This window comes from Nitratireductor mangrovi (genome assembly GCF_007922615.2).
GTDB classification, from domain to species: domain Bacteria; phylum Pseudomonadota; class Alphaproteobacteria; order Rhizobiales; family Rhizobiaceae; genus Mangrovimarina; species Mangrovimarina mangrovi.
This window is the reverse complement of the sequence record NZ_CP042301.2, coordinates 3,737,442-3,760,183: the sequence shown is the minus strand read 5'-3', so window position 1 is coordinate 3,760,183 and position 22,742 is coordinate 3,737,442. Positions and strand designations below refer to the sequence as shown.

24 protein-coding genes are annotated in these 22,742 nt (G+C 67.0%); 11 read left to right on the top strand and 13 right to left on the bottom strand.

Going from position 1 to position 22,742, the window contains the following annotated elements; all coding sequences use genetic code 11:
• Window positions 1-53 precede the first annotated feature (53 nt).
• The 6 genes from FQ775_RS18430 to hemC all read right to left on the bottom strand — a co-directional run bounded on the left by FQ775_RS18430 (window position 54) and on the right by hemC (window position 6,255).
• Window positions 54-788, bottom strand: a complete 735-nt coding sequence (locus FQ775_RS18430) for a glutamine amidotransferase (protein WP_146300400.1) — start codon at window positions 786-788, stop codon at window positions 54-56.
• A gap of 8 nt (window positions 789-796) precedes the next feature.
• The gene (locus FQ775_RS18425) at window positions 797-1,270 is read right to left on the bottom strand and encodes a tellurite resistance TerB family protein (RefSeq protein ID WP_146300399.1); all 474 of its coding nucleotides are present in this window, start codon (window positions 1,268-1,270) and stop codon (window positions 797-799) included.
• Window positions 1,271-1,313: 43 nt separating this feature from the next.
• Window positions 1,314-2,987 (bottom strand): heme biosynthesis protein HemY, encoded by a 1,674-nt coding sequence (locus tag FQ775_RS18420; protein WP_146300398.1) that lies wholly within the window; start codon window positions 2,985-2,987, stop codon window positions 1,314-1,316.
• Between the two features lie 13 nt (window positions 2,988-3,000).
• Window positions 3,001-4,515: a COG4223 family protein gene (locus tag FQ775_RS18415; protein WP_146300397.1), complete on the bottom strand. Its 1,515-nt coding sequence runs from the start codon at window positions 4,513-4,515 to the stop codon at window positions 3,001-3,003.
• Between the two features lie 94 nt (window positions 4,516-4,609).
• On the bottom strand, window positions 4,610-5,320 hold the full coding sequence (locus FQ775_RS18410; protein WP_167813048.1) for a uroporphyrinogen-III synthase: 711 nt from the start codon (window positions 5,318-5,320) through the stop codon (window positions 4,610-4,612).
• 5 nt (window positions 5,321-5,325) lie between these two features.
• Window positions 5,326-6,255 carry a hydroxymethylbilane synthase gene (gene hemC / locus FQ775_RS18405; RefSeq protein WP_146300395.1) on the bottom strand — a complete coding sequence of 310 codons (930 nt, stop codon included), beginning with the start codon at window positions 6,253-6,255 and terminating at the stop codon, window positions 5,326-5,328.
• A gap of 77 nt (window positions 6,256-6,332) precedes the next feature.
• Here hemC and tsaD point away from each other — a divergent pair, with 77 nt between their 5' ends.
• The 6 genes from tsaD to FQ775_RS18375 all read left to right on the top strand — a co-directional run bounded on the left by tsaD (window position 6,333) and on the right by FQ775_RS18375 (window position 10,342).
• Window positions 6,333-7,442 carry a tRNA (adenosine(37)-N6)-threonylcarbamoyltransferase complex transferase subunit TsaD gene (tsaD, locus tag FQ775_RS18400; RefSeq protein ID WP_146300394.1) on the top strand — a complete coding sequence of 370 codons (1,110 nt, stop codon included), beginning with the start codon at window positions 6,333-6,335 and terminating at the stop codon, window positions 7,440-7,442.
• Window positions 7,439-8,425: an NAD(P)H-dependent glycerol-3-phosphate dehydrogenase gene (locus tag FQ775_RS18395; RefSeq protein WP_146300393.1), complete on the top strand. Its 987-nt coding sequence runs from the start codon at window positions 7,439-7,441 to the stop codon at window positions 8,423-8,425. The genes tsaD and FQ775_RS18395 overlap by 4 nt, the downstream gene beginning before the upstream one ends.
• 41 nt (window positions 8,426-8,466) lie before the next feature.
• Window positions 8,467-8,763 (top strand): YciI-like protein, encoded by a 297-nt coding sequence (locus FQ775_RS18390; protein WP_146300392.1) that lies wholly within the window; start codon window positions 8,467-8,469, stop codon window positions 8,761-8,763.
• Entirely contained in the window at window positions 8,763-9,191 is a 429-nt protein-coding gene (locus FQ775_RS18385) for an EVE domain-containing protein (protein WP_146300391.1), read from the top strand. Before FQ775_RS18390 ends, FQ775_RS18385 begins: the two co-directional genes overlap by 1 nt.
• 10 nt (window positions 9,192-9,201) lie before the next feature.
• Window positions 9,202-9,864, top strand: a complete 663-nt coding sequence (locus tag FQ775_RS18380) for a class I SAM-dependent methyltransferase (RefSeq protein WP_146300390.1) — start codon at window positions 9,202-9,204, stop codon at window positions 9,862-9,864.
• 70 nt (window positions 9,865-9,934) lie between these two features.
• Complete coding sequence (locus FQ775_RS18375; RefSeq protein ID WP_146300389.1) at window positions 9,935-10,342, top strand: DUF1761 domain-containing protein; 408 nt, start codon at window positions 9,935-9,937, stop codon at window positions 10,340-10,342.
• A 2-nt stretch (window positions 10,343-10,344) separates the two neighbouring features.
• On the opposite strand, the gene FQ775_RS18370 is transcribed toward FQ775_RS18375, so the two are convergent.
• On the bottom strand, window positions 10,345-10,854 hold the full coding sequence (locus FQ775_RS18370; protein WP_246730393.1) for a L,D-transpeptidase family protein: 510 nt from the start codon (window positions 10,852-10,854) through the stop codon (window positions 10,345-10,347).
• A gap of 164 nt (window positions 10,855-11,018) precedes the next feature.
• Between FQ775_RS18370 and FQ775_RS18365 the strand changes: the two genes are divergently transcribed.
• Together FQ775_RS18365 and FQ775_RS18360 are read left to right on the top strand one after the other, a co-directional pair.
• Window positions 11,019-11,702 carry a response regulator transcription factor gene (locus FQ775_RS18365; protein WP_146300387.1) on the top strand — a complete coding sequence of 228 codons (684 nt, stop codon included), beginning with the start codon at window positions 11,019-11,021 and terminating at the stop codon, window positions 11,700-11,702.
• A 57-nt stretch (window positions 11,703-11,759) separates the two neighbouring features.
• Window positions 11,760-12,212, top strand: coding sequence for a cyclic nucleotide-binding domain-containing protein (locus FQ775_RS18360; RefSeq protein ID WP_146300386.1), 453 nt, complete (start codon window positions 11,760-11,762; stop codon window positions 12,210-12,212).
• A gap of 23 nt (window positions 12,213-12,235) precedes the next feature.
• Here FQ775_RS18360 and FQ775_RS18355 read toward each other — a convergent pair whose 3' ends face one another.
• From FQ775_RS18355 to tesB, 6 genes are all read right to left on the bottom strand, one after another.
• Window positions 12,236-13,042 carry an exodeoxyribonuclease III gene (locus tag FQ775_RS18355; protein ID WP_146300385.1) on the bottom strand — a complete coding sequence of 269 codons (807 nt, stop codon included), beginning with the start codon at window positions 13,040-13,042 and terminating at the stop codon, window positions 12,236-12,238.
• 117 nt (window positions 13,043-13,159) lie between these two features.
• A complete protein-coding gene (locus FQ775_RS18350; RefSeq protein ID WP_246730169.1) occupies window positions 13,160-13,828 on the bottom strand; it encodes an outer membrane lipoprotein carrier protein LolA in 669 nt (222 codons plus the stop codon).
• 74 nt (window positions 13,829-13,902) lie between these two features.
• Window positions 13,903-16,431, bottom strand: coding sequence for a DNA translocase FtsK (locus FQ775_RS18345; protein ID WP_146300383.1), 2,529 nt, complete (start codon window positions 16,429-16,431; stop codon window positions 13,903-13,905).
• Between the two features lie 205 nt (window positions 16,432-16,636).
• A complete protein-coding gene (locus FQ775_RS18340; RefSeq protein ID WP_167813184.1) occupies window positions 16,637-17,947 on the bottom strand; it encodes an ammonium transporter in 1,311 nt (436 codons plus the stop codon).
• 70 nt (window positions 17,948-18,017) lie between these two features.
• Window positions 18,018-18,356 (bottom strand): P-II family nitrogen regulator, encoded by a 339-nt coding sequence (locus tag FQ775_RS18335; protein ID WP_146300381.1) that lies wholly within the window; start codon window positions 18,354-18,356, stop codon window positions 18,018-18,020.
• 220 nt (window positions 18,357-18,576) lie between these two features.
• On the bottom strand, window positions 18,577-19,449 hold the full coding sequence (gene tesB / locus FQ775_RS18330; protein WP_146300380.1) for an acyl-CoA thioesterase II: 873 nt from the start codon (window positions 19,447-19,449) through the stop codon (window positions 18,577-18,579).
• Window positions 19,450-19,556: 107 nt separating this feature from the next.
• On the opposite strand from tesB, the gene FQ775_RS18325 reads away from it, so the two are divergent.
• From FQ775_RS18325 to FQ775_RS18315, 3 genes are all read left to right on the top strand, one after another.
• On the top strand, window positions 19,557-20,792 hold the full coding sequence (locus FQ775_RS18325; protein WP_146300379.1) for a ubiquinone biosynthesis hydroxylase: 1,236 nt from the start codon (window positions 19,557-19,559) through the stop codon (window positions 20,790-20,792).
• 171 nt (window positions 20,793-20,963) lie between these two features.
• A complete protein-coding gene (locus FQ775_RS18320; RefSeq protein WP_146300378.1) occupies window positions 20,964-21,401 on the top strand; it encodes an OsmC family protein in 438 nt (145 codons plus the stop codon).
• 188 nt (window positions 21,402-21,589) lie between these two features.
• Window positions 21,590-22,741: a Leu/Phe/Val dehydrogenase gene (locus FQ775_RS18315; RefSeq protein ID WP_146300377.1), complete on the top strand. Its 1,152-nt coding sequence runs from the start codon at window positions 21,590-21,592 to the stop codon at window positions 22,739-22,741.
• Window position 22,742: the final 1 nt, after the last annotated feature.

The window sequence follows — 22,742 nt, the reverse complement described above, 5'->3', positions numbered from 1 at the left end:
TCGACGAGCGCTGCAACATCACGATTTTTCAACGGGATTGCCGGCACGCGCGGTCAGCCGGCGCGTTCCCCGGGATGCAGGCGCGGGCTGTGGAAGATGAGGTCGAGAAACTCGACCAGCCAGCGCTTCAGATGCATGTCCCAGATCATGCGGCCGCCGAGATGGTCGCGCCCGGGCTGCGCGCCCGGCAGCGTGAAGCGGTGCGCGCCGCGCACCACCCAGCGCTGCATCATCATGCGGGTCAGTTCGGCGTGGAACTGGATGCCCCAGGCGTTCTCGCCATAGCGGAAGGCCTGGTTCGGATAGGCTTCGGCCGTGGCCAGCAGGGTGGCGTCCCTGGGCAGCGAAAAGCCCTCGCGATGGAACTGGTAGACCATGTCCGGCCAGTGCATCAGGTCCTTGCCGGCCTCCGTCGGTTGCAACGGATACCAGCCGATCTCGACGAGACCCGCCTCGTGGCCCTCGACCTTGCCGCCGAGATGGTTGACCAGCATCTGAGCCCCGAGGCAGATGCCGAGAAACGGCTTGTTCTCGGCCAGCGGCACCTTCAGCCACTCGGTTTCGCGCCGCACGAATTCGTCGGTGTCGTTGGCGCTCATCGGGCCGCCGAAAATGACGACGCCGGCATGGTCGGTCAGGGTTTCGGGCAGCGGGTCGCCGAGCGGCGGGCGGCGCATGTCGAGTTCGAAGCCGCCTTCGATCAGGAGATGACCGACGCGGCCGGGGCTGGACAGTTCCTGATGCATGACGATCAGGATCTTCGGCTTGTCGGAGTTTGCGGCAGGCATGAGGGTGCTTAGTGTTCCGTGCCGGTGCTGTCGTCGGGGTTGGCGCGCTGCCGCATGGCAATGCGGTCGCGGCGGTCGACGCCGATCAGTTCGGCGACGCGCCAGACGACATTGTCTTCCAGTTCGCTCAGGTCGCCGTCGGCAAACACCATCTCCCACATGATTCCGATGAACTCGATGCGGGCCTGCTCGTCGAGATGACGCTTGAGCACGCTGGTGAACGCGTAGAGATCGACCGATTCGCGTTCGGCGGTCTCCGCCCGTGCGATGAATTTCTGCAGGTCGCGGCCTTCAAGCCCATAACCGCGCGTCAGGGCCTCCGCGAGCTTCTCGCGCTCGACGTCGAGACGCACGCCGTCGGCGTCCATGAGGTGGACAAGCAGCGCGGCAGCGGCAAGTCGCGGATCGTCCTCGTGATGCTCGGACCTGGCGGCCGGCGGACCGGGCATGCGCTGCAGGAAGGAAATCAGGCGATCTAGCATTCAAGGCTCCGGTTGGCGGGGCACGGCGGGGCCGGACGCGGGGTCAAAACAGCCGGAACCGCCTGGCCCGCGCGTCCTCCTCGGCCTCCTCGGGATCAACCCCGGGATCGTCTGGACGGGGCACGGCGACCGGATCCGCTTCCCGCGCCTCGGCGTCGTCGTTGGCGGCGCTCTGTACAGCCGCGGAAGGCTTTTTCTCCGGTTCGGCCGACGCCGGCGCATCGTTCGCCGCCGGCTTCTCGTCGCTGCCGTTTGCCGGCGCTATGGTCGGTTCATCGTCCAGCGTTTCGGCGTCCTCGATATCGTCGACGGGCTCAGGCTCCGCTGCCGGCGGCGCTGGCGCCGGTTCCGGGGTCGCCACGGCTACTGCCGCGGGCAGGAGGACAGGTTGGCGCAGTTCCTCCTCGTCCTGCTCGATCATGGCGGCCGAGCGTTCGACCGGAGCGCGCCATGCGAACGCGTCGAGCTTGCCGGTCACCGGCGAAAGCGGTGCCCATTTGTCGTAGACGACGCCATCGGCGATCCAGACCGGGTCGCGCGGCGCCCTCACCGCCCGGGCCAGCCACTGGCGGATGCGGCCCTCGTCGCCGGTCTCGGTTTCCTCGATGTCGGCGAGCAGCAGAAAGGCGCTCTCGCGCGGCGCGATGCGCAGCGCCTCCTCGGCGGCCGCGCGGGCCTCCTTCAGTTCCTCGGCCTCGAGCGCGGCGCGTGCCACCACGAGGGCGGATTCGGCGTTGTTCTGCCGTTGCGACTTCAGCTTTCTGGCGCGTATCAGCCTGTCGTGGGTGGAATCGCCGTGACGCGCATGCACATAGGCGTTGGCGATTTCCGGGTGCGCCTGCTTGCGCCAGGCTGCTTCGAGGATCTTCGAGCCCTTGCGCAGATCATCCTGCCTGAACAGGGCCCTGGCGGCCGTCACCGCGGCGGGAACGAGATCCGGCGCCAGCCGGTTGGCCTCGATGGCGGCGTTCCTTGCAGCCAGCGGATCGCGGTCGATCAGTTCCTGGGCCTTGGCCGTGAGCAGCACGGCACGCTTGCGGTTTGCCTCGTCCTTGTCGATTTGCCTGGTCGACCGACGCGCCTCCAGCAGCGCCAGCGCACCATCCCAGTCGCCGGCGGCGGTCTTTGCCTCCAGCGTGGCATTCGAAGCCCAGCCGAGCTGCGGCGCGATGTCGGCGGCACGCCCGGCATAGTGGCGGGCGGCGTCACGGTCGCCGAGCCTCTGCGCCTCGAGATAGAGCCCGCGCAGGCCGAGCATGCGCATCTCGGGATCGTCGAGCATGGCCTCGAACTTCTTGCGGGCGCCGTCATGGTCGCCTTCCAGCAGCGATGCCTGGGCATCGAGAAGATGGATCAGCGGTTCCTGATCGGCGCTGATCAGCTTCATGGCTTCGCGCTTCTTGGCGCGCGCCAGGCCGGCATCACCTGCGCCGGCGGCGATCATGCCGGTCGACAGCGCCTGATAACCGCGATCGCGCCGGCGCACGCGGAAATAGCGCGCCACGGTACGCGGGCTGTTCCAGATCGACTTCAGCAGCCACCAGACGATCATGACCGCCGCGACGATCGCGGTGACGAGGATCGCGGCCACCATGAGGGTGACCTCGTACTGATAGCCGCCGAAGGTGACGACCATCTCGCCCGGCCGCTCGGCAAGCCAGGAAAAGCCGAGGCCGAGAGCGAAAACGACGAGGAGGAACAGGAAAATGCGTATCATCGAACTCCTCCGCTCACGCCCTGAGCGCGCCCGTCAGCGCCTTCTCGACCAGCGCGTCGGCGGTGCTGCGCGCGCGGACCTTGGCCATGAACGGCTCGCCTGCGGCCCGTACCGGCTCCGGCAGGGTTTCGAATTCGGCGATGGCCTTGTCGTAGTTGCCGGACCGGACGGCGGTTTCGAGACGCGCGACAGTCGCTCCGACGCCTTCGCCTTCCACCTCGCCGATCGGTCGAACCTTGACCAGTGATTCCAGGCTGGCGAGCAGGCGCTCGAACAGTCCGGCGTTCTCGTCGACCGGGCTTGCGGCTGCGACCATCAGGTTGGCGGCGTCCGCCACCTCCTGCTCGATCTGCGTGCGGGTCGGCACGCCAGCGGCCGCCAACTCGCGCAGCTGGGCGATCTCCGGTGCTTCCGGCGCAATGGCCGCATAGGTTTCCAACTCGGCCATGAAGGGCACGCCGCGGTCGATCGCCGCCTTGAGGCCGGCCGCCGCGATGGCCAGCGCGATCTTGGGGTTCGAGGCCTGGGCGTCGACGCGCTCGGAAAGCGCCTGGAGTTCGGCCTCCAAGGCGGCCAGCTTCTCGGCATTCGCCGACGCGGCCGACTGGGCCGCGGTCGCTGCATCCCGCGCCGCGCCAAGCGTCGTTTCCATGCCGACAAGGCGCTCGGTCAGCGCTGCCAGCGCCTCATTCGTCGTGTCGCCGCCTCCTTCGCCGAGGGAAGCGATCCGCTCCTCGAGGCTCTTCAGGCGCGCGTCGAGCGCTTGCAACGCCGCATCCTCGCCGGCGCCGCCGCCGGCGATCGATGACTGGATGTCGGCGACCTGCGTCCTGAGCGTCTCGATGTCGCTCGAAAGTGTGTCGATGCGGCCGTTGGCCGCCGCGATCGCCTCGGCGCCGCCACCGTTTTCGCCGCCGGCCGCGATTCGCTCCTCGAGTGCGGCGATCTCGGCCCGGATCGCCACGAGTTCGGCTTCGTCAGAGGGCCCGGCCGGCGCCGGCAGCAGGCCGGCATATTGCGCCGCGCCGCCGCCGAGCAGCGCGATGACGCCGCCGAGCAGGCCCGCCGCGACAAGGGAGATACCGCCGCGCCTCGGCTGCGCCGGCCTGGCGGCTGTCTCGCCACGTCCCGACGCATTGGCGCCCCCGTCCTTGCCGGTTGTAGCACCGGCGGACGAGCCAGTAGCGCCGCGACCGAAACCGGCGCTGCTCGCCTCCGGTTGCGCTGTCTTTTGCGCCGCTTTCGTCTCCGGCTTGTCAGAGGCTTCGGGCTTTCCCGCAGGCTTCGAGGCGGCGGTCTCCGTCGTCGCCTTGGCGGCGGCCTCCCCCGCCTTGGCGTTGGCGCTGTTCTCCTGCGGCTTCGGGGCCGCGCCGGTGGTCTTTTCGGAGGTGGCGGCGGTGGTGCCGGTCTTTTGCGAATCCTCGGAAGGCCGCGAAGCGGTCTCCTTCTTCGCATCCGTCGGCTCGTGGTCGATCGTCACGGGCTCGCGCTGCGACTTCGAGTGCCGGATCTTGGGCGGTTTCACCATGCCTTGCTCCGAAATCCTTCCTGGTTTGACCTTAGCGCCCACCTGACCTGGCTACATTCGCACGTGCAACATGCGCTTGTGTAGCCCCTTTGCGTCAGCAGCGAGGAAGCTGCGACAACAGGGCCTCCTCGGAAGGCTCGGGGCTGACGAGCACCGGGCGATGCCCGGAAGCCAGTCGGTCGGCGACCGCCTTGGACAGGCAAAGGAACGCCGTTCCACGAAAAAGAGCCGTGTTTTCACGATGTTCGACGATGGCGCGCAAAGCTTCGGCCCCGCGAGCCGAATAGACGAGCGCAAAGTCGGGCGGTCCGGCCCCGGCGACGCGTGCAAGCTCGGATGCGGAAGGGCTTCGATAGGTGATGGCGTAGGTCTCGACGGGGAGAACAGGGATGCCCTGACCGGCAAGTCCGTCTTCGAAGGCGCCGTGCCGCACGCTTCCGCAAAGATAAAGCAGCTTGCCTGCGGCCACCGGAGTATCGGCGACCAGCCGCGCCAGCGCCGCGCCGTCGCCCTGGCCAACGATGACCTCGCGAAAGCCCGCTTCGCGCGCAGCCTGGGCCGTCTTTTCGCCGACCGCGAAGAAGGTCTTGGCCAAGAAAGGCGACAAATCCCTCTCGGACGCGTGCCGGAGCGCATTGACGCTCGTGGCCGCCACCGCGCCGATCCCGTCGGGGTCGGGAAATGCGCCTTCGAGCGGCCGCGTTTCGCTCAGCGGCAGGAGGAGCGGCTCGTGACCCTCTTCGCGCAGCCGGCGGGCGGTCGCGGTCGCACCCGGTTCAGGTCGCGTGACGAGGACGCGCGCCACGCCGGCTAGACCCAGCTGTCGAAGAACCGCGCGCCGGCCCTGGCGCGGATCTCCTCTCCGGCCCGGCGGCCTATGGATGCCGCTTCCGTGACCTCGCCTTCGACCGTAATGTCGTGCGCCTCGACGCCGTCGGGCGTCAAGATCAGTCCGTGGAAGCGAAGGGCCTGGCCTTCGAGCGTCGCATGACCCGCGATGGGCGTGCGGCAGGAACCGTCGAGGGCGCCAAGAAAGGCGCGTTCGCAGGCAAGTGCGGCTCCGGTCCCGCCGTGGTGGATCGACTCAAGCATCTGTTCGATGCGGCGGTCGCCGTCGCGATGCTCGATGCAGATCGCGCCCTGCCCTGGTGCAGGCGGAAAGGTATCGAGCGGCAGCAATTCGGTGATGACCTCGGCCATCCCGAGGCGGCGCAGGCCGGCGTGAGCGAGCAGCGTGCCATGAACCTGGCCTTCGGAGAGCTTGCGCAGGCGCGTCTGCACATTGCCGCGGAACATGACGACGGAGATGTCGGGCCGGCGGCGGCGGATGAGGGCCTGCCGCCTGAGCGACGAGGAGCCGACCGTGGCGCCTTGCGGCAAGGCGTCGATGGTTTCGGCGGCACCACCGATGAAGGCGTCGCGCACGTCTTCGCGCTCGAGGAAAGCGCCCAGCACCAGCCCGTCGGGCAGTCTTGTCGGCATGTCCTTGGAGGAATGGACGGCGATGTCGATGCGGCCGTCGAGAAGCGCTTCCTCAATCTCCTTGGTGAACAGGCCCTTGCCGCCCGCTTCCGACAGAGGCCGGTCCTGGATGCGGTCGCCGCTGGTCGATATCACCTCGATCGCGAAGGCGTCCTCGGCGAGCCCGTGCGCCGCCATCAGCCGGTCGCGGGTCTCGTGAGCTTGCGCCAGCGCCAGCGCGCTGCCGCGGGTTCCGATCCTGAGCTGTCCAGTTTGCATGCGGATTTGTCCGTGCTAACCCGTCGCGGCGGAGGGCCTTTTGGCCTTCCTATCGGGGAAAGGACCATCCGGCAATCATGCGGCCCGACCATGCCGAAATCCGTGTTCTCGGTATCGAGACGAGCTGCGACGAAACTGCCGCCGCGGTCGTTTCCTGGGTGCCGGGCTGCGGCCCGCTCATTCGCTCCAACATCGTTCTGAGCCAGATCGGCGAGCATGCGGCTTTCGGCGGCGTCGTGCCGGAGATCGCGGCGCGCGCCCATGTCGAAGCGCTCGACGGCGTCATCGGCGCCGCACTTGCGGAGGCCGAGACGACGCTTGGTGAGGTCGACGCGATCGCGGCGACCGCCGGCCCCGGCCTGATCGGGGGCCTGCTGGTCGGGCTGATGACCGCGAAGGCGCTGGCGGCGGCCGGCGGCAAGCCGCTGGTGGCGGTCAACCATCTCGAAGGGCATGCGCTTTCGGCACGGCTCCTGGAGCGGCTAGGCTTTCCCTATCTGATGCTTCTCGTTTCGGGCGGGCACACCCAGATCGTGCTGGTCAAGGGTCCGGGCGATTACGAACGCTGGGCGTCGACCATCGACGATGCGCTCGGCGAGGCGTTCGACAAGACCGCGAAGCTGCTCGGCCTGCCCTATCCGGGCGGTCCGAATGTCGAGCGTGTCGCGGCCGGCGGCGACGCGTCCCGCTTCGACCTGCCGCGCCCGCTGAAGGGCGAGGCGCGGCTCGATTTTTCGTTTTCGGGGCTGAAGACGGCGGTGCGCCAGGCGGCGACGGCAATCGCGCCGCTGGGTGAAGGCGACGTCGCGGACATAGCCGCTTCCTTCCAGCGTGCGATCGTCGAGACGCTGGACGATCGCGTCGGGCGCAGCCTGCAGAGGTTCCGGGAGCGGTTTCCCGATGCTGCCCAACCCGCGCTGGTGGTCGCCGGCGGTGTGGCCGCCAATGCGGCGATCCGGGAAGCGCTCGAGAACCTTTGCCGGCGCAACGGCTTCACCTTCCTGGCGCCGCCGCCCGAACTGTGCACCGACAACGCGGCGATGATCGCCTGGGCGGCGATCGAGCGGCTGCGGGCCGGTATCGATCCCGCAGAAGATCCCATGCTGACAGCGCCGCGCTCGCGCTGGCCGCTCGACGAAACGGCGGCGCCGCTGATCGGGGCTGGCAAACGCGGAGCCAAGGCATGAGCGAAACCAGGCCGGTCGCCGTCCTCGGCGGCGGCGCATGGGGGACAGCGCTGGCCCAGGCGCAGGCGATGGCAGGGCGCGAGGTGCGGCTTTGGGCCCGCGATGCCGACACGGTGGAAGCGATCAACCAGCGGCATGAGAACCCACGCTATTTGCCCGGCGCAAGGCTCAATCCCGCGGTTCGCGCCACCGGCGATATCAGCGCGGCTGTTGCCGGTGCCGGCGTCGTGCTCGCGGTCACGCCGGCGCAGACGGTGAGCGGTTTGTGCGAGGTGCTGGCGCCTCAGGTGGCCGCGGACACGCCGGTCGTGCTGTGCGCCAAGGGCATCGATGCCGAAAGCGGCCGGCTGCTTTCCGACATTGCCGCCGAAAGGCTGCCGCGCAACCCGATTGCGGCCCTTTCAGGGCCGAGCTTCGCCGTTGACGTCGTTGCCGGTCTGCCGACGGCCGTCACAGTGGCCGCCGCCGACGTGGAAGCCGCCGCGGCGCTGGCGGCGCTGATCTCGACGCCGACGCTGCGCTGCTATTCGAGCGACGACCTGGCCGGCGTCGAGGCCGGCGGCGCGCTCAAGAACGTCCTGGCGATCGCCGCCGGCGCGGTGATCGGGGCTGGACTCGGCGCCAGCGCGCAGGCGGCGCTAGTCACGCGCGGCTTCGTCGAGCTCAGGCGGATCGCGGCCTCGTTCGGTGCGCGCCAGGAAACGCTGATGGGTCTTTCCGGCTTTGGCGATCTGTTCCTGACCTGCGGGTCCGGCAAGTCGCGCAATTTCGCCTATGGCGAGGCGCTCGGACGGGGCGCGGCGCTGGAGGGAATGAGACTGGCAGAGGGCGTCGCCACCGCCGCCATCGCCGATCGCATCGCCCGCGAGCGCGGCATCGATGCCCCGATCACGCAAAACGTCGCGCTCATCCTTGACCGCGCGATCACGGTGCGCGAAGCCATGATGGCGCTGCTTTCGCGCCCGCTCAAAAGCGAGACCTGATACGATCGCCGCGTCCTGCGCGCCGAATCTCCGGAGGAACCATGCTTTTTGCCTTTGTCTGCACCGACAAGCCCGGCCACCTCGAAGTGCGCCAGTCGACACGACCCGACCACGTCGCTTATCTGGAGGGCCTCAACGCCAAGGGCACGCTGAAATTCGCCGGACCCTTCCTCGATGACGACGGCAAGCCGTCGGCCAGCCTCGTGGTCGTGGAGGCCGCCGACCGCGCCGCTGCCGCGCTGATCGCCGAGGCCGATCCCTATGCACGCGCCGGGCTGTTCGCGTCGGTGGACATCCGGCCGTGGAACTGGGTCTTCAACAAGCCGGAGGCAGCGTGATGGCGTATTGGCTGTTCAAGTCGGAACCCTCGACCTGGTCGTGGGAGATGCAGAAGGCGAAAGGCGAGGCCGGGCAGGAATGGGACGGGGTGCGCAACTACCAGGCGCGCAACAACATGCGCGCGATGAAAATCGGCGATCGCGGCTTCTTCTACCATTCGCAAGAGGGGCTAGAGGTCGTGGGCATTGTCGAAGTGTGCAAGCTGGCGCATCCCGATTCGACCTCCGACGACCCGCGCTGGGAATGCGTCGACGTCCGGGCGGTGCGTGACGTGCCGCAGCCGGTGACGCTGAACGACATCAAGGCCAATCCCAAGCTTTCCGAAATGGTGCTGGTGCGGAATTCGCGCCTGTCGGTGCAGCCGGTCAGCGACGACGAATGGGCCGAGGTCAACCGCATGGGCGGGCTGAAGCCGGGAGAGGCCTGACGGCACAGCAATGAGCGGCAAGGTGTTGACGCTGGACGAGGCCGAAGCCTTCATCCTCGCCAATACCGCCCTAGTGGCGCCGCCGCATGTGCCCGAAATCCGCCTCCACCTCGCCGACGAGGCGCATGAATTGTGGCTGAAGACGGAGGAGGAGCTTGAGGCCATCGGCCTGCCACCGCCGTTCTGGGCCTTCGCGTGGGCGGGCGGCCAGGGCCTGGCGCGGTTTCTTCTCGACCATCCGGAGACCGTTGCCGGCAAACGCGTCCTCGACTTCGCCTCCGGTTCCGGCCTGGTCGCCATCGCCGCACTGAAGGCGGGCGCCCGCAGCGTGTTGGCGGCCGACATCGATCCGTTCTGCCGCGCCGCGCTGGCGCTCAACACGCGTGCCAACGGCGTCGAGGCGGAGTTTCGCGGTGAGGACCTGATCGGAGAGGACGAGGGCTGGGATGTCGTGCTCGCCGGCGACGTCTTTTACGATCGCGCGCTCGCGGAACGATGCGCGGCGTGGTTCGAGGCGCTCGCCGGGCGCGGCGCGACGATCCTCGTCGGCGATCCGGGCCGGCACTATTTGCCGCGTGAGCGGCTCCGCGAACTGGCATGCTACGAAGTGCCGGTCACGCGTGTGCTGGAAGACGCCGAGGTGAAGCGCACCATCGTCTGGCGCTTCGATTGACGAAGCCCTGTGCACGGCGTTCTATTCGGCCCGGAAGCGCCCTGACGGCGCGATGACGGGAGCGACAGCGATGGATTTCGGCGGAATGAGCTATCTCGCGGTGCTTTTGGCCGCGGTCGCGGCGTTTGCCTTCGGCGCCGTCTATTACGGCGCCCTCGGCACACCGTGGATGAAGGCGGCGCGCATCAAGCCGGAAGAGGCGAAGATGGAGCCGGTGCTTTTCGTGACCAGCTTCGTTTGCGAGCTTGTCATGGCCTGGGTTCTCGCCGGCATCATCGGCCATCTCGGCTCGGGCCAGGTCACGGCATGGAACGGCATCGTGTCCGGCTTCTTCATCTGGCTAGGCTTCATGGCGACGACGGTTGCCGTCAACCAGCGCTATGAGGGCTTCGGCTGGGACCTGACGCTCATCGATGCCGGCCACTGGCTCGGCGTGGCCCTGATCATGGGCGCCATCATCGGCTGGTGGGGCGTCTGAACTCAGGGCGCGACGCGGATCGGCGTGCCGCGCCGCAGGCAGGGCAGCAGACGCATCATCGTCGCGCGCGAGACCGCGATGCAGCCTTCGGTCGGCAGGTAACCGGGCCGCGCCAGATGCAGGAAGATGGCGCTGCCGCGGTTGCGCGCGGCGGGACGCATGTTCCAGTCGAGCACGATGACGATGTCGTAGAGATGGTCCTCGCGCCGCATCTTCTCGTGGCTGGCCGGGTAGGGAAGCGCCACCGGCCGGTTGTAGTTGCGGTCGCCGGAGGCGTCGCACCAGCCCTGTTCAGGCGAGGTGCGCCGCCACTGCAAGGCGTTGGCCGGAACCGGCCCCCGGTCCGGACGGAAGTAGCCCCAGAGGACGCGCAAGGGGCCGCGCGGCGTGGCGCCGTCGCCCTCGCGCTTGAGGCTGGTGATGCCCGCGCGGCCGAGGGCGCAGGCGAATGTCCGCTGCCCAAGCGCGAGGATGCCTTGCGTCGGCCTTCCCGGGCGTGCCCGCACGATGATCGGCCGCCTGCCTTTCCCGCGCCGCGTGCCTGCCGCATTGCGCTCACGTTTTTTGGAGTATGATGGCGAAAATGTACAAATCACGGTGAGCGGCTTTCACGATTCGTGCACGACCCATAGATGACGTTGCGACGGGCCTTCAACAATTGCTTATGGATTGAGACATGACCTCACGCACTATCCTGATCGTCGACGACGATGACGACCTGAGGGCGACCCTTGTCGAACAGCTTTCGCTCTACGAAGAGTTCAGGGTGATCCAGGAGGCCACCGCAGGCAAGGGCATCCAGACCGCGCGCGGCGGCTTGATCGACCTGCTGATCATGGATGTCGGACTGCCGGACATGGATGGCCGCGAAGCCGTCAAGCTCTTGCGCAAGGGGGGCTTCAAGGCGCCGATCATCATGCTGACCGGACAGGACACCGATTCCGACACCATCCTCGGATTGGAGGCCGGCGCCAACGACTATGTCACCAAGCCGTTCCGATTCGCCGTGCTGCTTGCCCGCCTGCGCGCCCAGCTGCGCCAGCACGAGCAGAGCGAGGACGCCACCTTCGCCGTGGGGCCTTACACGTTCAAGCCGAGCCAGAAGCTGCTGATCGACCAGCGCGGCGGAAAAGTCAGGTTGACCGAGAAGGAAGCCTCGATCATCAAATACCTCTACCGGGCCGGCCAGAAGGTCATCACCCGCGACGTCCTGCTCGAGGAGGTATGGGGCTACAATTCGGGCGTGACCACCCATACGCTGGAGACGCATGTCTACCGGCTGCGCCAGAAGATCGAGCGCGATCCTTCCAATGCTGAAATTCTTGTGACAGAAAGCGGGGGTTACAAGCTCGTCCCCTGAGTCGAAAGGCGCCGGTAGGGCCGGGCGTTTTCGCTCTCGAAGGCCCGGGACACCTTCATGGCGCTTGATGACGACATCAGCATTCTGGCCGGCGCAGGCATTTTCAGGGAATTCACCCAGGATCAGCTCCGCCTCCTCGCTTTCGGGACGGAGCGGCTGCGGCGTGCCGCCGGCAAGGAGATCTACCGCGAGGGCGCGGCGGCCGACTGCGCTTTCGTGGTCGTCGCGGGGACGGTCGCGCTTTTCCGCGAGCGGGATGGCGAACGTGTGGTCGTGTCGCGCCTCGGCGCCGGCGCGGTTCTTGGCGAACTGGCGCTGATCGCCGATACGCGCCGCCTTACTGGCGCCATTGCCGAGACCGAGGTCGAGCTCATGCGTCTCAACCGCGCTTTGTTCCAGCGCATCCTGGTGGAATATCCCGACGCCGCCGCCAAACTGCACCGCCGCCTGTCGGCAGACCTTGCCTCCATGGTCTCGCGCATCGAGCGGCTGGCGCCGAAATTTTCCTGAGCAGGCGACGATGAGCCGGACGGCTATTCGTAGCCGAACCGCGCGATCACCGGCACGTGGTCCGATGGCCGTTCCCAGCCGCGGGCCGCACGAACCACTTCGACCTCGCGCATGTCGGCAGCCACATTGGGCGAGGTCCAGACATGGTCGAGGCGCCGGCCGCGGTCGGAAGCCTCCCAGTCGCGGGCGCGATAGCTCCACCAGGTATAGAGCCGTTCCTCGGGCGGAATGTGCGCACGCATGAGGTCGGTCCAGCCGCCCCCCGTACGCATCGATTCCAGCCCCTCGGTCTCCACCGGCGTGTGGCTGACCACCTTCAGCAATTGCTTGTGGGACCAGACGTCGGTCTCCAGGGGCGCGATGTTGAGGTCGCCGACCAGGATCGAGCCCGATTCGCCGTCATGCCCGGCGCGCACGTCGCGCATCTCGGCGATGAAGTCGAGCTTGTGCCGGAATTTCGGATTGATTGCCGGATCGGGCTCGTCGCCGCCTGCGGGAACGTAGAAATTGTGCAGGAGCACCGTCCTGCCGCCGGCCGAAAAGCGCGTCGACAGGTGGCGGCGGTCGCCCATCTTGCAGAAATCGCGTTTCTCGACGATGTCGATCGGCCGGCGAGAGAGCGTGGCGACGCCGTGATAACCCTTCTGACCGCTGATCGCGATGTGCGAATAGCCGAGGGCCTCGAAGGCCTCAGCCGGGAAGAATTCGTCCGGGCACTTGGTTTCCTGCAGGCACAGGATGTCAGGCTGGTAGCGTTTCAGGAACTGTTCGACCAGCGGCAAGCGAAGGCGAACGGAATTGATGTTCCACGTGGCGATCGAAAAACTCATGGGAAGTTCCGGCTGGAATGCGCGCCGGAAACTGCCAGCCAGGGTTTCCCCTGACAAGCAAAAGCAGCCGGACCCGTGCCGGTCCGGCCGTCATCCACAGGCGTGTGCGGGTCGCTGCTACCGGCCGCTGGTGTGGCCGCGGGCGCCGTGGCGCGAAATGTGCTGGTAGTCGATGGCGAACACGCTCGGATCGAAGGTAACGCCCTGCTCGACGTTGAAGATCATCACCGTGGTGTCCTTGCCCTGGGCGTCGGTGATCGTCCACTGCCGCAATTCGTAGGATTTTGGGTCGAACATCATGGTGATGGTAGAGTCGCCGAAGACCGACTTGTCCTGCAACTGGATGGTGGTCAGGTCCTCGTTCTGCTGCACCTTGCGGACTTTCTCGCCGGACAGATCGATATTGTCGTCGAGCAGCAGTTTCAGCGGCGTCTTGGAGAGCGGGTAGAGGTCCCAGGTCTTCAACTTCTTGTTGTTGATGACGACCGACTCGCCATCGGCGATCACCTGGACGGCGGCCGGCGCCTCATAGTTGAAGCGGATCTTGCCGGGGCGCTCGATATAGAACTTGCCGCCGGTCTGTTCGCCGCGCGGTCCGAACTGGACGAACTCGCCCATCATTGTGCGAATCCGGGTGAAGTGGGTGGCGATCTTCTGGGCTTCGCCGGTCGCTGCCTGGGCGCGGCCGGTTGTCGAGGGTACGACGAGTGCCGCGGCGCAGACGGCAAGCGCGAGGCTGCCGCTTAGGGCGAGGCGCCTGAGAAGATCGGGGCGGTCGGGGAACATCGGAATCAGTCTCCAAACGTGCATTGGGCTCACCTAGGCGTGGAGTGCGGCGTTAGTTTGTCTGCACGGCCCGGTCAGAACTTGTCGTCTTCGGTCGGAACCAGGATCTCGCGCTTGCCGGCGTGGTTCGCGGCCCCGACGATGCCCTCCTGCTCCATGCGCTCGATGATCGAGGCGGCGCGGTTGTAGCCGATGCCGAGCCGTCTCTGGATATAGCTGGTGGACGCCTTGCCGTCGCGCAAGACCACGGCGACGGCCTGGTCGTAGGGATCTTCGGAATTGTCGATGTTGCCGCCGCCGGAACCCGTCGCGCCGCCGTCTTCGCCGTCCTCGTCTTCCTCGGTGATGGCGTCGAGATACTCGGGAACGCCCTGCAGCTTCAGATGGGCGACCACCTTCTCGACCTCGTCGTCGGAAACGAACGGACCGTGCACGCGCTGGATGCGGCCGCCGCCGGCCATGTAGAGCATGTCGCCCATGCCGAGCAGCTGTTCGGCGCCCTGCTCGCCGAGGATGGTGCGGCTGTCGATCTTCGAGGTCACCTGGAAGGAGATACGGGTCGGGAAGTTCGCCTTGATGGTGCCGGTGATGACGTCGACCGACGGACGCTGCGTGGCCATGATGACGTGGATGCCGGCGGCGCGCGCCATCTGCGCCAGACGCTGGACGGCGCCCTCGATGTCCTTGCCGGCCACCATCATCAAATCGGCCATCTCGTCGATGATGACGACGATGTAAGGAAGCGGTGCCAGGTCGAGGCTCTCGGTCTCGTAGATGGCCTCGCCGGTGTCGCGGTCGAAGCCGGTCTGGACCGTGCGCGAAATCGATTCGCCCTTCCTGGCGGCCTGCGCGACGCGCTGGTTAAAGCCGTCGATGTTGCGCACGCCGACCTTCGACATCTTGCGGTAGCGGTCCTCCATCTCCCGCACGGTCCACTTCAGCGCCACCACCGCCTTCTTCGGATCGGTGACGACCGGGGTGAGCAGATGGGGGACGCCGTCATAGACGGAGAGCTCGAGCATCTTGGGATCGATCATGATCAGCCGGCACTGTTCCGGCTTCATGCGATAGAGGATCGACAGGATCATGGTGTTGATCGCCACCGACTTGCCCGAGCCGGTGGTGCCGGCCACCAGCAGATGCGGCATCTTGGCGAGGTCGGCAATCACCACCTCGCCATTGATGGTCTTGCCGAGCGCGAGGCCGAGCCTGGCCTTGGTCTGCTCATAGTCGCGCGAGGCCAGGAGTTCGCGCAGGAAGACGGTCTCGCGGCGTGCGTTCGGCAGTTCGATGCCGATGGCGTTGCGGCCCGGCACGACGGCAACACGACAGGCGATCGCGCTCATCGAGCGGGCGATGTCGTCGGCAAGGCCGATGACGCGCGAGGATTTGATGCCCGGGGCCGGCTCCAGCTCGTAAAGCGTCACGACGGGGCCGGGGCGAACATGAATAATCTCGCCCTTGACCCCGAAATCCTCAAGGACGCCTTCCAGCAGGCGGGCATTCTGCTCCAGCGCATCCTTCGACAGGCTCGGGTCGCGGGCCATGTTCTTGGGCTCGGCGAGGAAATGCAGCGACGGCATCTCGAACTCGGCCATGCCGATGAAGGAGGTCTGCGCCTCACGCTGTACCCGCACACCTGGCTTCGGCCGTGGCGCCGGGTTTTCGACCCGTGCGGCGGCGGCCACCGGCTCATCCGGGAAATCGTCCGGAGCCATTTCGGTTGCGAAATCGAAATCGCCGGGTTCGGGCATGAAGGGTTCGGCCGCCCGCGACATATCGAACTCCGGTTCGACGCGCCGGCCGGGCCGAACGTCGGAAAGATCCATCAGGCCGTCAACATCGTCCTCGTCGTCATGGGGCATGCGGTGGCGTGCGGAAAGCCGGCGGACGAAGGCGCGCGCAGACAGCCACCAGTGCACGACCGCGCCGAGCGCCAGGGCGCCGTCGCTTTCATCGTCGTCGTCGGCCTCGATGTCGTCTTCCAGGTCATCCGCCGCATCGGCTATTTCGTCCTGCGGTTGTGGGCGCCGGGCGAGGATGCCGGCGGCAAAAAGGGCAAGCCAGAGCGCCGGGAACCCGAACAGGGCGCCGGTCAGGACGGCGAAGATGCCCTGCGGGTATCCGCCGGCGAAGAGCCCCGGCAGTTTCAGCACCATGTCGCCGAAGACCCCGCCGAGTCCGGTCGGCAGCGGCCAGGTCGGCGGCGCCGAGAAGCAACCCGCGACCGCCGACGCCAGGATAGCCGCGACCAGCCATGCGACGCCCCGCCTTGGCAGCCGGTCGGGCAACCGCGCGGCAATCATGAAAAGGCCCCAGGCGAAGGCCGGAACCAGGGCGGCGACCGAGGCAAGGCCGAAGAACTGCATGCCGATGTCGGAGAAGATCGCGCCGGGATAGCCCATGGCGTTGGTGACGACATTGTCGGTGGCGTGACTGAAGCTCGGGTCGGCGACGTTCCAGGTGGCGAGTGCCGCGACCGCGAAACCGCAAAGGCAAAGCAGCGCGACGCCCGCCGCCCGCAGGATCAGGCGTTGCAGGAAACTCTGGATGCCGTGGCCGATGCCGGAGAGGGCGAACGTCGCCGAATTGCCTGGTCGCATGCGTGGTTCCTTCAGACGCGGACCGCCGTCCGCGCCACAGGTGCGGGGCGGGTCCACGCACACACTAGGAAGCCAGGGTTAAAGCGGCATTAACCATGCCGGCGCCGGCGCCGGGCGGCGCACAAAAAAGAGGCCCAGCGCGGGCCGGGCCTCTTGCGAAAGATTGCGAGGGGAGGCCAGAGGCCCCTCCCCGCGGTCTCATGGCCTATGAGTGGTAGGCGGCCTCGCCGTGCGAGGTGAGGTCGAGCCCCTGACGCTCGGCTTCCTCGGTCGGCCGCAGGCCGACGACCAGGTCGACGATCTTGAACAGGATGGCCGAAATGACGCCGCACCAGACGACGGTCACGAGGACGGCGACGATCTGGATCCAGACCTGAGAGGCGATCGAGAAATCCTCGCCCCCCGTGCCGCCAAGTGCCGGCGCGGTAAAGATGCCGGTGCCGATGGCGCCGACGATGCCGCCGATGCCGTGGATGCCGAACACGTCGAGCGAGTCGTCGTAGCCCATCTTGATCTTCACGACGGCGACGAAGTAGTAGCACACCGCACTGGCTAGGGCTCCGAGCACGATCGCGCCGATCGGACCCACCGAGCCGCAGGCCGGCGTGACGGCGACGAGGCCGGCGATGATGCCGGAAGCCGCGCCCAGCATCGAGGCCTTGCCACGCACGAGGCTTTCGATCACCACCCAGGCGATGGTCGCGCCGGCGGTGGCCACGAAGGTGTTGATCATGGCAAGCGCCGCGCCGCTCGTTGCCTCAAGGTTGGAGCCGGCATTGAAGCCGAACCAGCCCACCCACAGCATCGACGCGCCGACCATGGTCAGGGTCATGGAATGCGGCGCCATGTTGTCCTTGCCGTAGCCGACACGCTTGCCGACCATGATGGAGCCGACGAGGGCGGCAATGCCTGCATTGATGTGCACCACCGTGCCGCCGGCGAAGTCGAGCGCGCCGAGGTTGAAGAGGTAGCCGGCGCCATCCCAGACCATGTGCGCGATCGGGAAATAGACGAACGTCACCCAGAGGATGGTGAAGACCACCACCGCGGAGAACTTGATGCGCTCGGCGAAGGCGCCGACGATCAGGGCGGGCGTGATCACGGCGAAGGTCATCTGGAAGCAGATGAAGATGTACTCAGGCAGCACCACGCCGTCGGTGAAGGTCGCCGCGGTGGAATTCGAATCAACGCCGGCGAGGAACAGCTTGCCGAAGCCGCCCCAGAACGGGCTGGTGCCGCCGCCGAAGGCGAAGGAATAGCCCCAGAGCACCCAGATCACCATGACGATGGCGGCGATCATCGTGCACTGCATGAGCACCGACAGCATGTTCTTGGCGCGCACGAGCCCGCCGTAGAAAAGCGCCAGCCCGGGCATGGTCATGAAGAGAACCAGAAGGCTGGCCGTCATCATCCAGGCGGCGTCGCCCTTGTCCATGACGGGAGCGGCTTGTTCGGCGGTCTCCTGCGCGAAAGCCGTCAGCGTACCAAAGGCGGCCAGGCCGGCACCGCCAAGCATGGCGGGCCCGATCCCGCGCTTGATGAGGGTTGGAATGGTCATGACTGTCTCCTTGAAATCGAAATGGCGTCTAGAGCGCATCGACGTCGGTCTCGCCGGTGCGGATGCGCACGGCCTGGTCGATCCCGTAGACGAAGATCTTGCCGTCGCCGATCTGGCCGGTCTTGGCGGCGCTGCCGATCGCCTCCACGGCCTTGTCGACCATGTCGGAGCCGACCGCGACCTCGATCTTGACCTTCGGCAGGAAGCTGACGGCGTATTCGGCGCCGCGATAGATTTCCGTATGACCTTTCTGTCGCCCGTAGCCCTTCACCTCGGTGACGGTCAGGCCCTGGATGCCGACATTGGTCAGCGCTTCGCGGACCTCGTCGAGTTTGAACGGCTTGATGATAGCCATCACGATTTTCATCAGGTTTCACCCTTCGTTTGTTGCGGGTCCCCCGCGTTCGTTCGCACTGCGACCGCCGCTGACGGCCGAAGAGTGAGAAGGGTGATTCAAGCTCCGTGCCAGATTCGGCAACGAAGTGTTAACTTTCTGGATTTGTTGGCCAATTCAACAGCCCGGCAGGCTGTTGCTGCGCCTGCGTAAAAGCGAACTGCACAAAATATGTGCAGATTCGGATTTTTGCCTAGTTCGCGGGCTTGGTGCGCGGCCGGATCAGCCCTTCCTGCGCCACGGAAGCGATCAGGACGCCGTCGCGGCCGTAGATGGCGCCGCGGGTGAAGCCGCGTGCGCCGGACGCCGAGGGACTGTCCTGAGTGTAGAGCAGCCAGTCGTCGAGCGTGTGTTCGCGATGGAACCACATGGCGTGGTCGAGGCTCGCGACCTGCAGGTCGGGATCGAAGATGGCGCGGCCATGGGCGAAGGTCGACGTGTCGAGCAGCGTCATGTCCGACAGATAGGCAAGGACGGCCGCCTTCAGCGGCCAGCTGTCGGGTACGGGGCCGGTAGTGCGTAGCCAGATGTTCTGCTTCGGTGGCAGTTTTTCACGGGTGACATAATGCTCGAGATTGACCGGCTTGATCTCCAGCGGCCGTTCGCGCGCCCAGAAGCGGCGGATGATGTCCGGCACATTCTCCATGTGGTCGAGCAATTCGCGCTGCGTCTTGAGTTCTTCCGGCGGCGGCACGTCGAGCGGCATAGGGAACTGGTGGTCGAGACCGGGCTCGCTGAGCTGAAACGACGCCTCCAGCGAAAAGATCGCCTTGCCGTGCTGGGTCGCGACCACCCGGCGTGTCGTGAAGGAGCCGCCGTCGCGGATGCGGTCGACCTCGTAGACGATCGGCACCTGGGTGTCGCCGGGCCGCATGAAATAGCCGTGCAGGGAATGCACCTGGCGATCCGCCTCGACGGTTCGCTGCGCCGCCACCAGCGCCTGGCCGATGGTCTGGCCGCCAAAGACGCGTTGCCACGCGGTCTGGGGGCTGCGACCACGAAACAGATTGTGTTCCAGCCGCTCGAGGTCGAGAATGGCCAGAAGTTCCTGCATGGCTGGCGACATCGCCACGTCCCCGCTCGTCGATACGCCTGATTGTTCAGACTTGGCGGTTTCGACCAGTTGAACAGGCGGAAGTCAAGCGGGAGGCTGATAGCGGAGATGACGAACTGATGGCGAAGACTGGCAAGGACGAGCGGATCGACATCCTGATCGCGGGCGCCGGCTATGTCGGCCTGGCATCCGCCGTCGCGATTGCCGCCGCCCGGCCCGAGCAGCGCATTACCGTGGCCGATGCCGCGCCCGCCGGCGTGTGGCAGCGCGACACCCGCGCCTCGGCGATCGCGGCGGCCGCCTGCCGGATGCTGTCGCAGCTCGGCTGCTGGGACGAGATCGCCCCCGAGGCGCAGGCGATGACGGAAATGATCGTCACGGATTCACGCACCTCGGACCCGGTGCGGCCGGTTTTCCTGACCTTCGATGGCGAGGTTGCCGACGGCGAGCCGTTCGCGCACATGGTGCCGAACAAGGTGCTGAATGGCGCCCTGCGCCGCCGCGCCGCTGAACTCGGCATCGACATCGTCGAGGGGGTCGCCGTCGCGGGTTTCGACACCGGGCCGGCCGGTGTCACCGTGGCACTGGCTGACGGCGCGAACGTGGAGGCTCGGCTTCTGGTCGCCGCCGACGGCGTGAAATCGCGCCTGCGCGACATGGCCGGCATCAAGACGGTGCACTGGGACTACGGCCAGTCCGGCATCGTGTGCACCGTCGCGCACGAAAGGCCGCACAACGGCCGCGCGGAGGAGCATTTCCTGCCCTCGGGGCCGTTCGCGATCCTGCCCCTGACCGGCAATCGCTCGTCGATCGTATGGACCGAGCGCACCGAGGAAGCCGAGCGGCTGGTCGCGGAGGACGAGATCGTCTTTGAAGCGGAGCTGGAGCTGCGCTTCGGGCTCAAGCTGGGCGAGATCCGCGTCGAGGGCAAGCCGCGTGCATGGCCGCTCGGCCTGACGCTGGCGCGCGAGTTCGTGGCGCCGCGACTGGCGCTGGTGGGTGATGCCGCCCACGGCATCCATCCGATCGCCGGCCAGGGGCTCAATCTCGGCTTCAAGGACGCCGCGGCGCTTGCGGAAGTGGTGGTCGAGGCCGGACGGCTCGGCGAGGATATCGGCGCGCTCGACGTGCTGGAACGCTATGCACGCTGGCGGCGCTTCGACACCGTGCAGATGGGGATCACCACCGACGTGCTGAACCGAATGTTTTCCAACGATTTCGGCCCGTTGCGCGCGGTCCGCGACATCGGCCTCGGAATGGTCGACCGCATGCCCGGACTGAAGCGCTTCTTCATCAGGCAAGCGGCGGGGCTGGCCGGCGAAGCGCCGCGGCTGCTTCGCGGCGAGGCGATCTGAGCAATTCGCCCGGCCCGAGCACTTGCCAGGACCGCCGGCTCGGGCGGTAGGTCGCGGACCCTTACATCTCGTCACGGGAATTTCATGGCCGTGCCATCACGCCGACGCGCGCGATCGGCTATCATGGGCGGCGGCGCGTGTCGGCGCGCCTGCCAACCCACGGAGACAGTCATGCATCGTACGTCCAAAGCCGTCTGGAAGGGAACGCTCACCGAGGGAGCGGGCACGCTCGACAGCCAGAGCGGCGCCCTTGCAGGCCTGCCCTATTCGTTCAAGGGACGTTTCCAGGACGAAAGCGGCCAGTCGGGGACCAACCCCGAGGAACTGATCGCCGCCGCGCATGCCGGCTGTTTCGCGATGCAGCTTTCTCATTTCCTGGCCGAGAACGGCACCCCGGCCACCGCGCTCGAGGCCTCGGCGCGTGTCGAGTTCGGCCCTGCCTCCGGCGGCGGCTTCGAGGTCACCGCGAGCAGGCTTTCGCTCACCGGCACGGTGCCGGGCATCGATCCCGCGAAATTCAGCGAGCTGGCGGAAAAGGCCAAGCAGAGCTGCCCGATCTCCAAGGCGCTCGGCGCCATCGAGGTGAGCCTGGAGGCCAAACTCACCTGAGCCGCGCCGTTCCGGGCGAACGAGGCCAGCGCGCACGATTGCGAATGTCTTCGCCGCCCTTTGCGCAAGGTCAGGTCGTCACGTATCGCGAGTTCGAAACCAAAAATCGCCGATTTCGGCCTATGTTCGCATATGGTCGGAGGATTCCCATATTCAGATGGTGGACGCCTCGAAGCGGAGGAAAATCCATGCTGCATGCCGTTGAGCCGCGCACCGTGAAGGTGCCGGGGCGCAAATCGACACTCACCCTTTCGGATATCACCGAGGACGCGCGCGCGCTGCCGGATTTCGCCGGCCATGAGCAGATATGGCTCGGCCGCGACCGGGAGCGCGGCCTTACCGCGATCGTGGCCGTCCATGACACCACGCTCGGTCCGGCGCTCGGCGGAACGCGGGTGTGGCCGCATGGCAGTTTCGAGGCCGCGCTGACTGATGCGCTGCGGCTTTCGCACGGCATGACGCTGAAGGCGGCGGTGGCGGGACTGGCGCTGGGTGGCGGCAAGGCGGTGATCGTTGCCGATCCGAAAACCGACAAGACACCGGAACTGCTGGAAGCCTATGCCGAGATGTTGGCGGCGCTGGACGGTCAGTACATCACCGCCGAGGATGTCGGCCTGACGCTCGAGGATGCGGATTTCCTGCGTTCGCGCACGCCCAACGTCACCGGCACGACGCGCGGCGGCAGCGGCAATCCTTCGCCCGTGACCGCGCAAGGCGTCTTCCTGGGCATCAAGGCAGCCCTGCGCCATGCCAGGGGGTCGGAAAAGCTCGACGGCGTCCGCGTGGCCGTCCAGGGCCTTGGCGCGGTCGGCTGGTCGCTCGCCAAGCGGCTCAGGGGCGAGGGCGCCATCCTGACCGTCACCGATATCGACCCGGCGCGCGCCAACAAGGCGGTCGAGCATCTCGGCGCGACGGCGGTCGAGGGAGATGCCATCATCACCGCCGATGTCGACGTCTTCGCACCCTGCGCCCTCGGCGCAGTGCTGTCGGAAGAGACAATCCCGCAGCTGAAGGCCGGGATCGTGGCGGGTTCGGCCAACAACCAGCTGGCCACTGCCGACGATGCCGAACGGCTGCGCCAGCGCGGCGTGCTTTATGCGCCGGACTACGTGATCAACTCAGGCGGGCTGATCAATGTCGCGGAGGAGTTAACGCCGCCTGGCTACGACGCCGACGCGGCGATGAAGCGGGTGGCCGTCATCCCGAAGACGCTCGGCGCCATCTTCCGCCGCGCGGCGGCCGAAGGCCGCACGACCGATGCCGTCGCCGAGGCGATCGCGATGGAACGCATCGAGGCTGCTCGCAAAAGGAAATCGCACGCGGCCAAAACCGGCCGCTGAT

Excerpts from the sequence above, each read along its gene's own strand:
- FQ775_RS18315 (WP_146300377.1), top strand. The coding sequence starts at position 21,590 with ATGCTGCATGCCGTTGAGCCGCGCACCGTGAAGGTGCCGGGGCGCAAA.
- FQ775_RS18365 (WP_146300387.1), top strand. The coding sequence starts at position 11,019 with ATGACCTCACGCACTATCCTGATCGTCGACGACGATGACGACCTGAGG.
- FQ775_RS18380 (WP_146300390.1), top strand. The coding sequence starts at position 9,202 with ATGAGCGGCAAGGTGTTGACGCTGGACGAGGCCGAAGCCTTCATCCTC.
- FQ775_RS18415 (WP_146300397.1), bottom strand. The coding sequence starts at position 4,515 with ATGGTGAAACCGCCCAAGATCCGGCACTCGAAGTCGCAGCGCGAGCCC.
- FQ775_RS18350 (WP_246730169.1), bottom strand. The coding sequence starts at position 13,828 with ATGTTCCCCGACCGCCCCGATCTTCTCAGGCGCCTCGCCCTAAGCGGC.
- FQ775_RS18320 (WP_146300378.1), top strand. The coding sequence starts at position 20,964 with ATGCATCGTACGTCCAAAGCCGTCTGGAAGGGAACGCTCACCGAGGGA.
- tesB (WP_146300380.1), bottom strand. The coding sequence starts at position 19,449 with ATGTCGCCAGCCATGCAGGAACTTCTGGCCATTCTCGACCTCGAGCGG.
- FQ775_RS18335 (WP_146300381.1), bottom strand. The coding sequence starts at position 18,356 with ATGAAAATCGTGATGGCTATCATCAAGCCGTTCAAACTCGACGAGGTC.
- FQ775_RS18390 (WP_146300392.1), top strand. The coding sequence starts at position 8,467 with ATGCTTTTTGCCTTTGTCTGCACCGACAAGCCCGGCCACCTCGAAGTG.
- FQ775_RS18395 (WP_146300393.1), top strand. The coding sequence starts at position 7,439 with ATGAGCGAAACCAGGCCGGTCGCCGTCCTCGGCGGCGGCGCATGGGGG.
- FQ775_RS18340 (WP_167813184.1), bottom strand. The coding sequence starts at position 17,947 with ATGCTTGGCGGTGCCGGCCTGGCCGCCTTTGGTACGCTGACGGCTTTC.
- FQ775_RS18420 (WP_146300398.1), bottom strand. The coding sequence starts at position 2,987 with ATGATACGCATTTTCCTGTTCCTCCTCGTCGTTTTCGCTCTCGGCCTC.
- FQ775_RS18360 (WP_146300386.1), top strand. The coding sequence starts at position 11,760 with ATGGCGCTTGATGACGACATCAGCATTCTGGCCGGCGCAGGCATTTTC.
- FQ775_RS18425 (WP_146300399.1), bottom strand. The coding sequence starts at position 1,270 with ATGCTAGATCGCCTGATTTCCTTCCTGCAGCGCATGCCCGGTCCGCCG.
- FQ775_RS18375 (WP_146300389.1), top strand. The coding sequence starts at position 9,935 with ATGGATTTCGGCGGAATGAGCTATCTCGCGGTGCTTTTGGCCGCGGTC.
- hemC (WP_146300395.1), bottom strand. The coding sequence starts at position 6,255 with ATGCAAACTGGACAGCTCAGGATCGGAACCCGCGGCAGCGCGCTGGCG.
- FQ775_RS18345 (WP_146300383.1), bottom strand. The coding sequence starts at position 16,431 with ATGCGACCAGGCAATTCGGCGACGTTCGCCCTCTCCGGCATCGGCCAC.
- tsaD (WP_146300394.1), top strand. The coding sequence starts at position 6,333 with ATGCGGCCCGACCATGCCGAAATCCGTGTTCTCGGTATCGAGACGAGC.
- FQ775_RS18385 (WP_146300391.1), top strand. The coding sequence starts at position 8,763 with ATGGCGTATTGGCTGTTCAAGTCGGAACCCTCGACCTGGTCGTGGGAG.
- FQ775_RS18430 (WP_146300400.1), bottom strand. The coding sequence starts at position 788 with ATGCCTGCCGCAAACTCCGACAAGCCGAAGATCCTGATCGTCATGCAT.
- FQ775_RS18355 (WP_146300385.1), bottom strand. The coding sequence starts at position 13,042 with ATGAGTTTTTCGATCGCCACGTGGAACATCAATTCCGTTCGCCTTCGC.
- FQ775_RS18325 (WP_146300379.1), top strand. The coding sequence starts at position 19,557 with ATGGCGAAGACTGGCAAGGACGAGCGGATCGACATCCTGATCGCGGGC.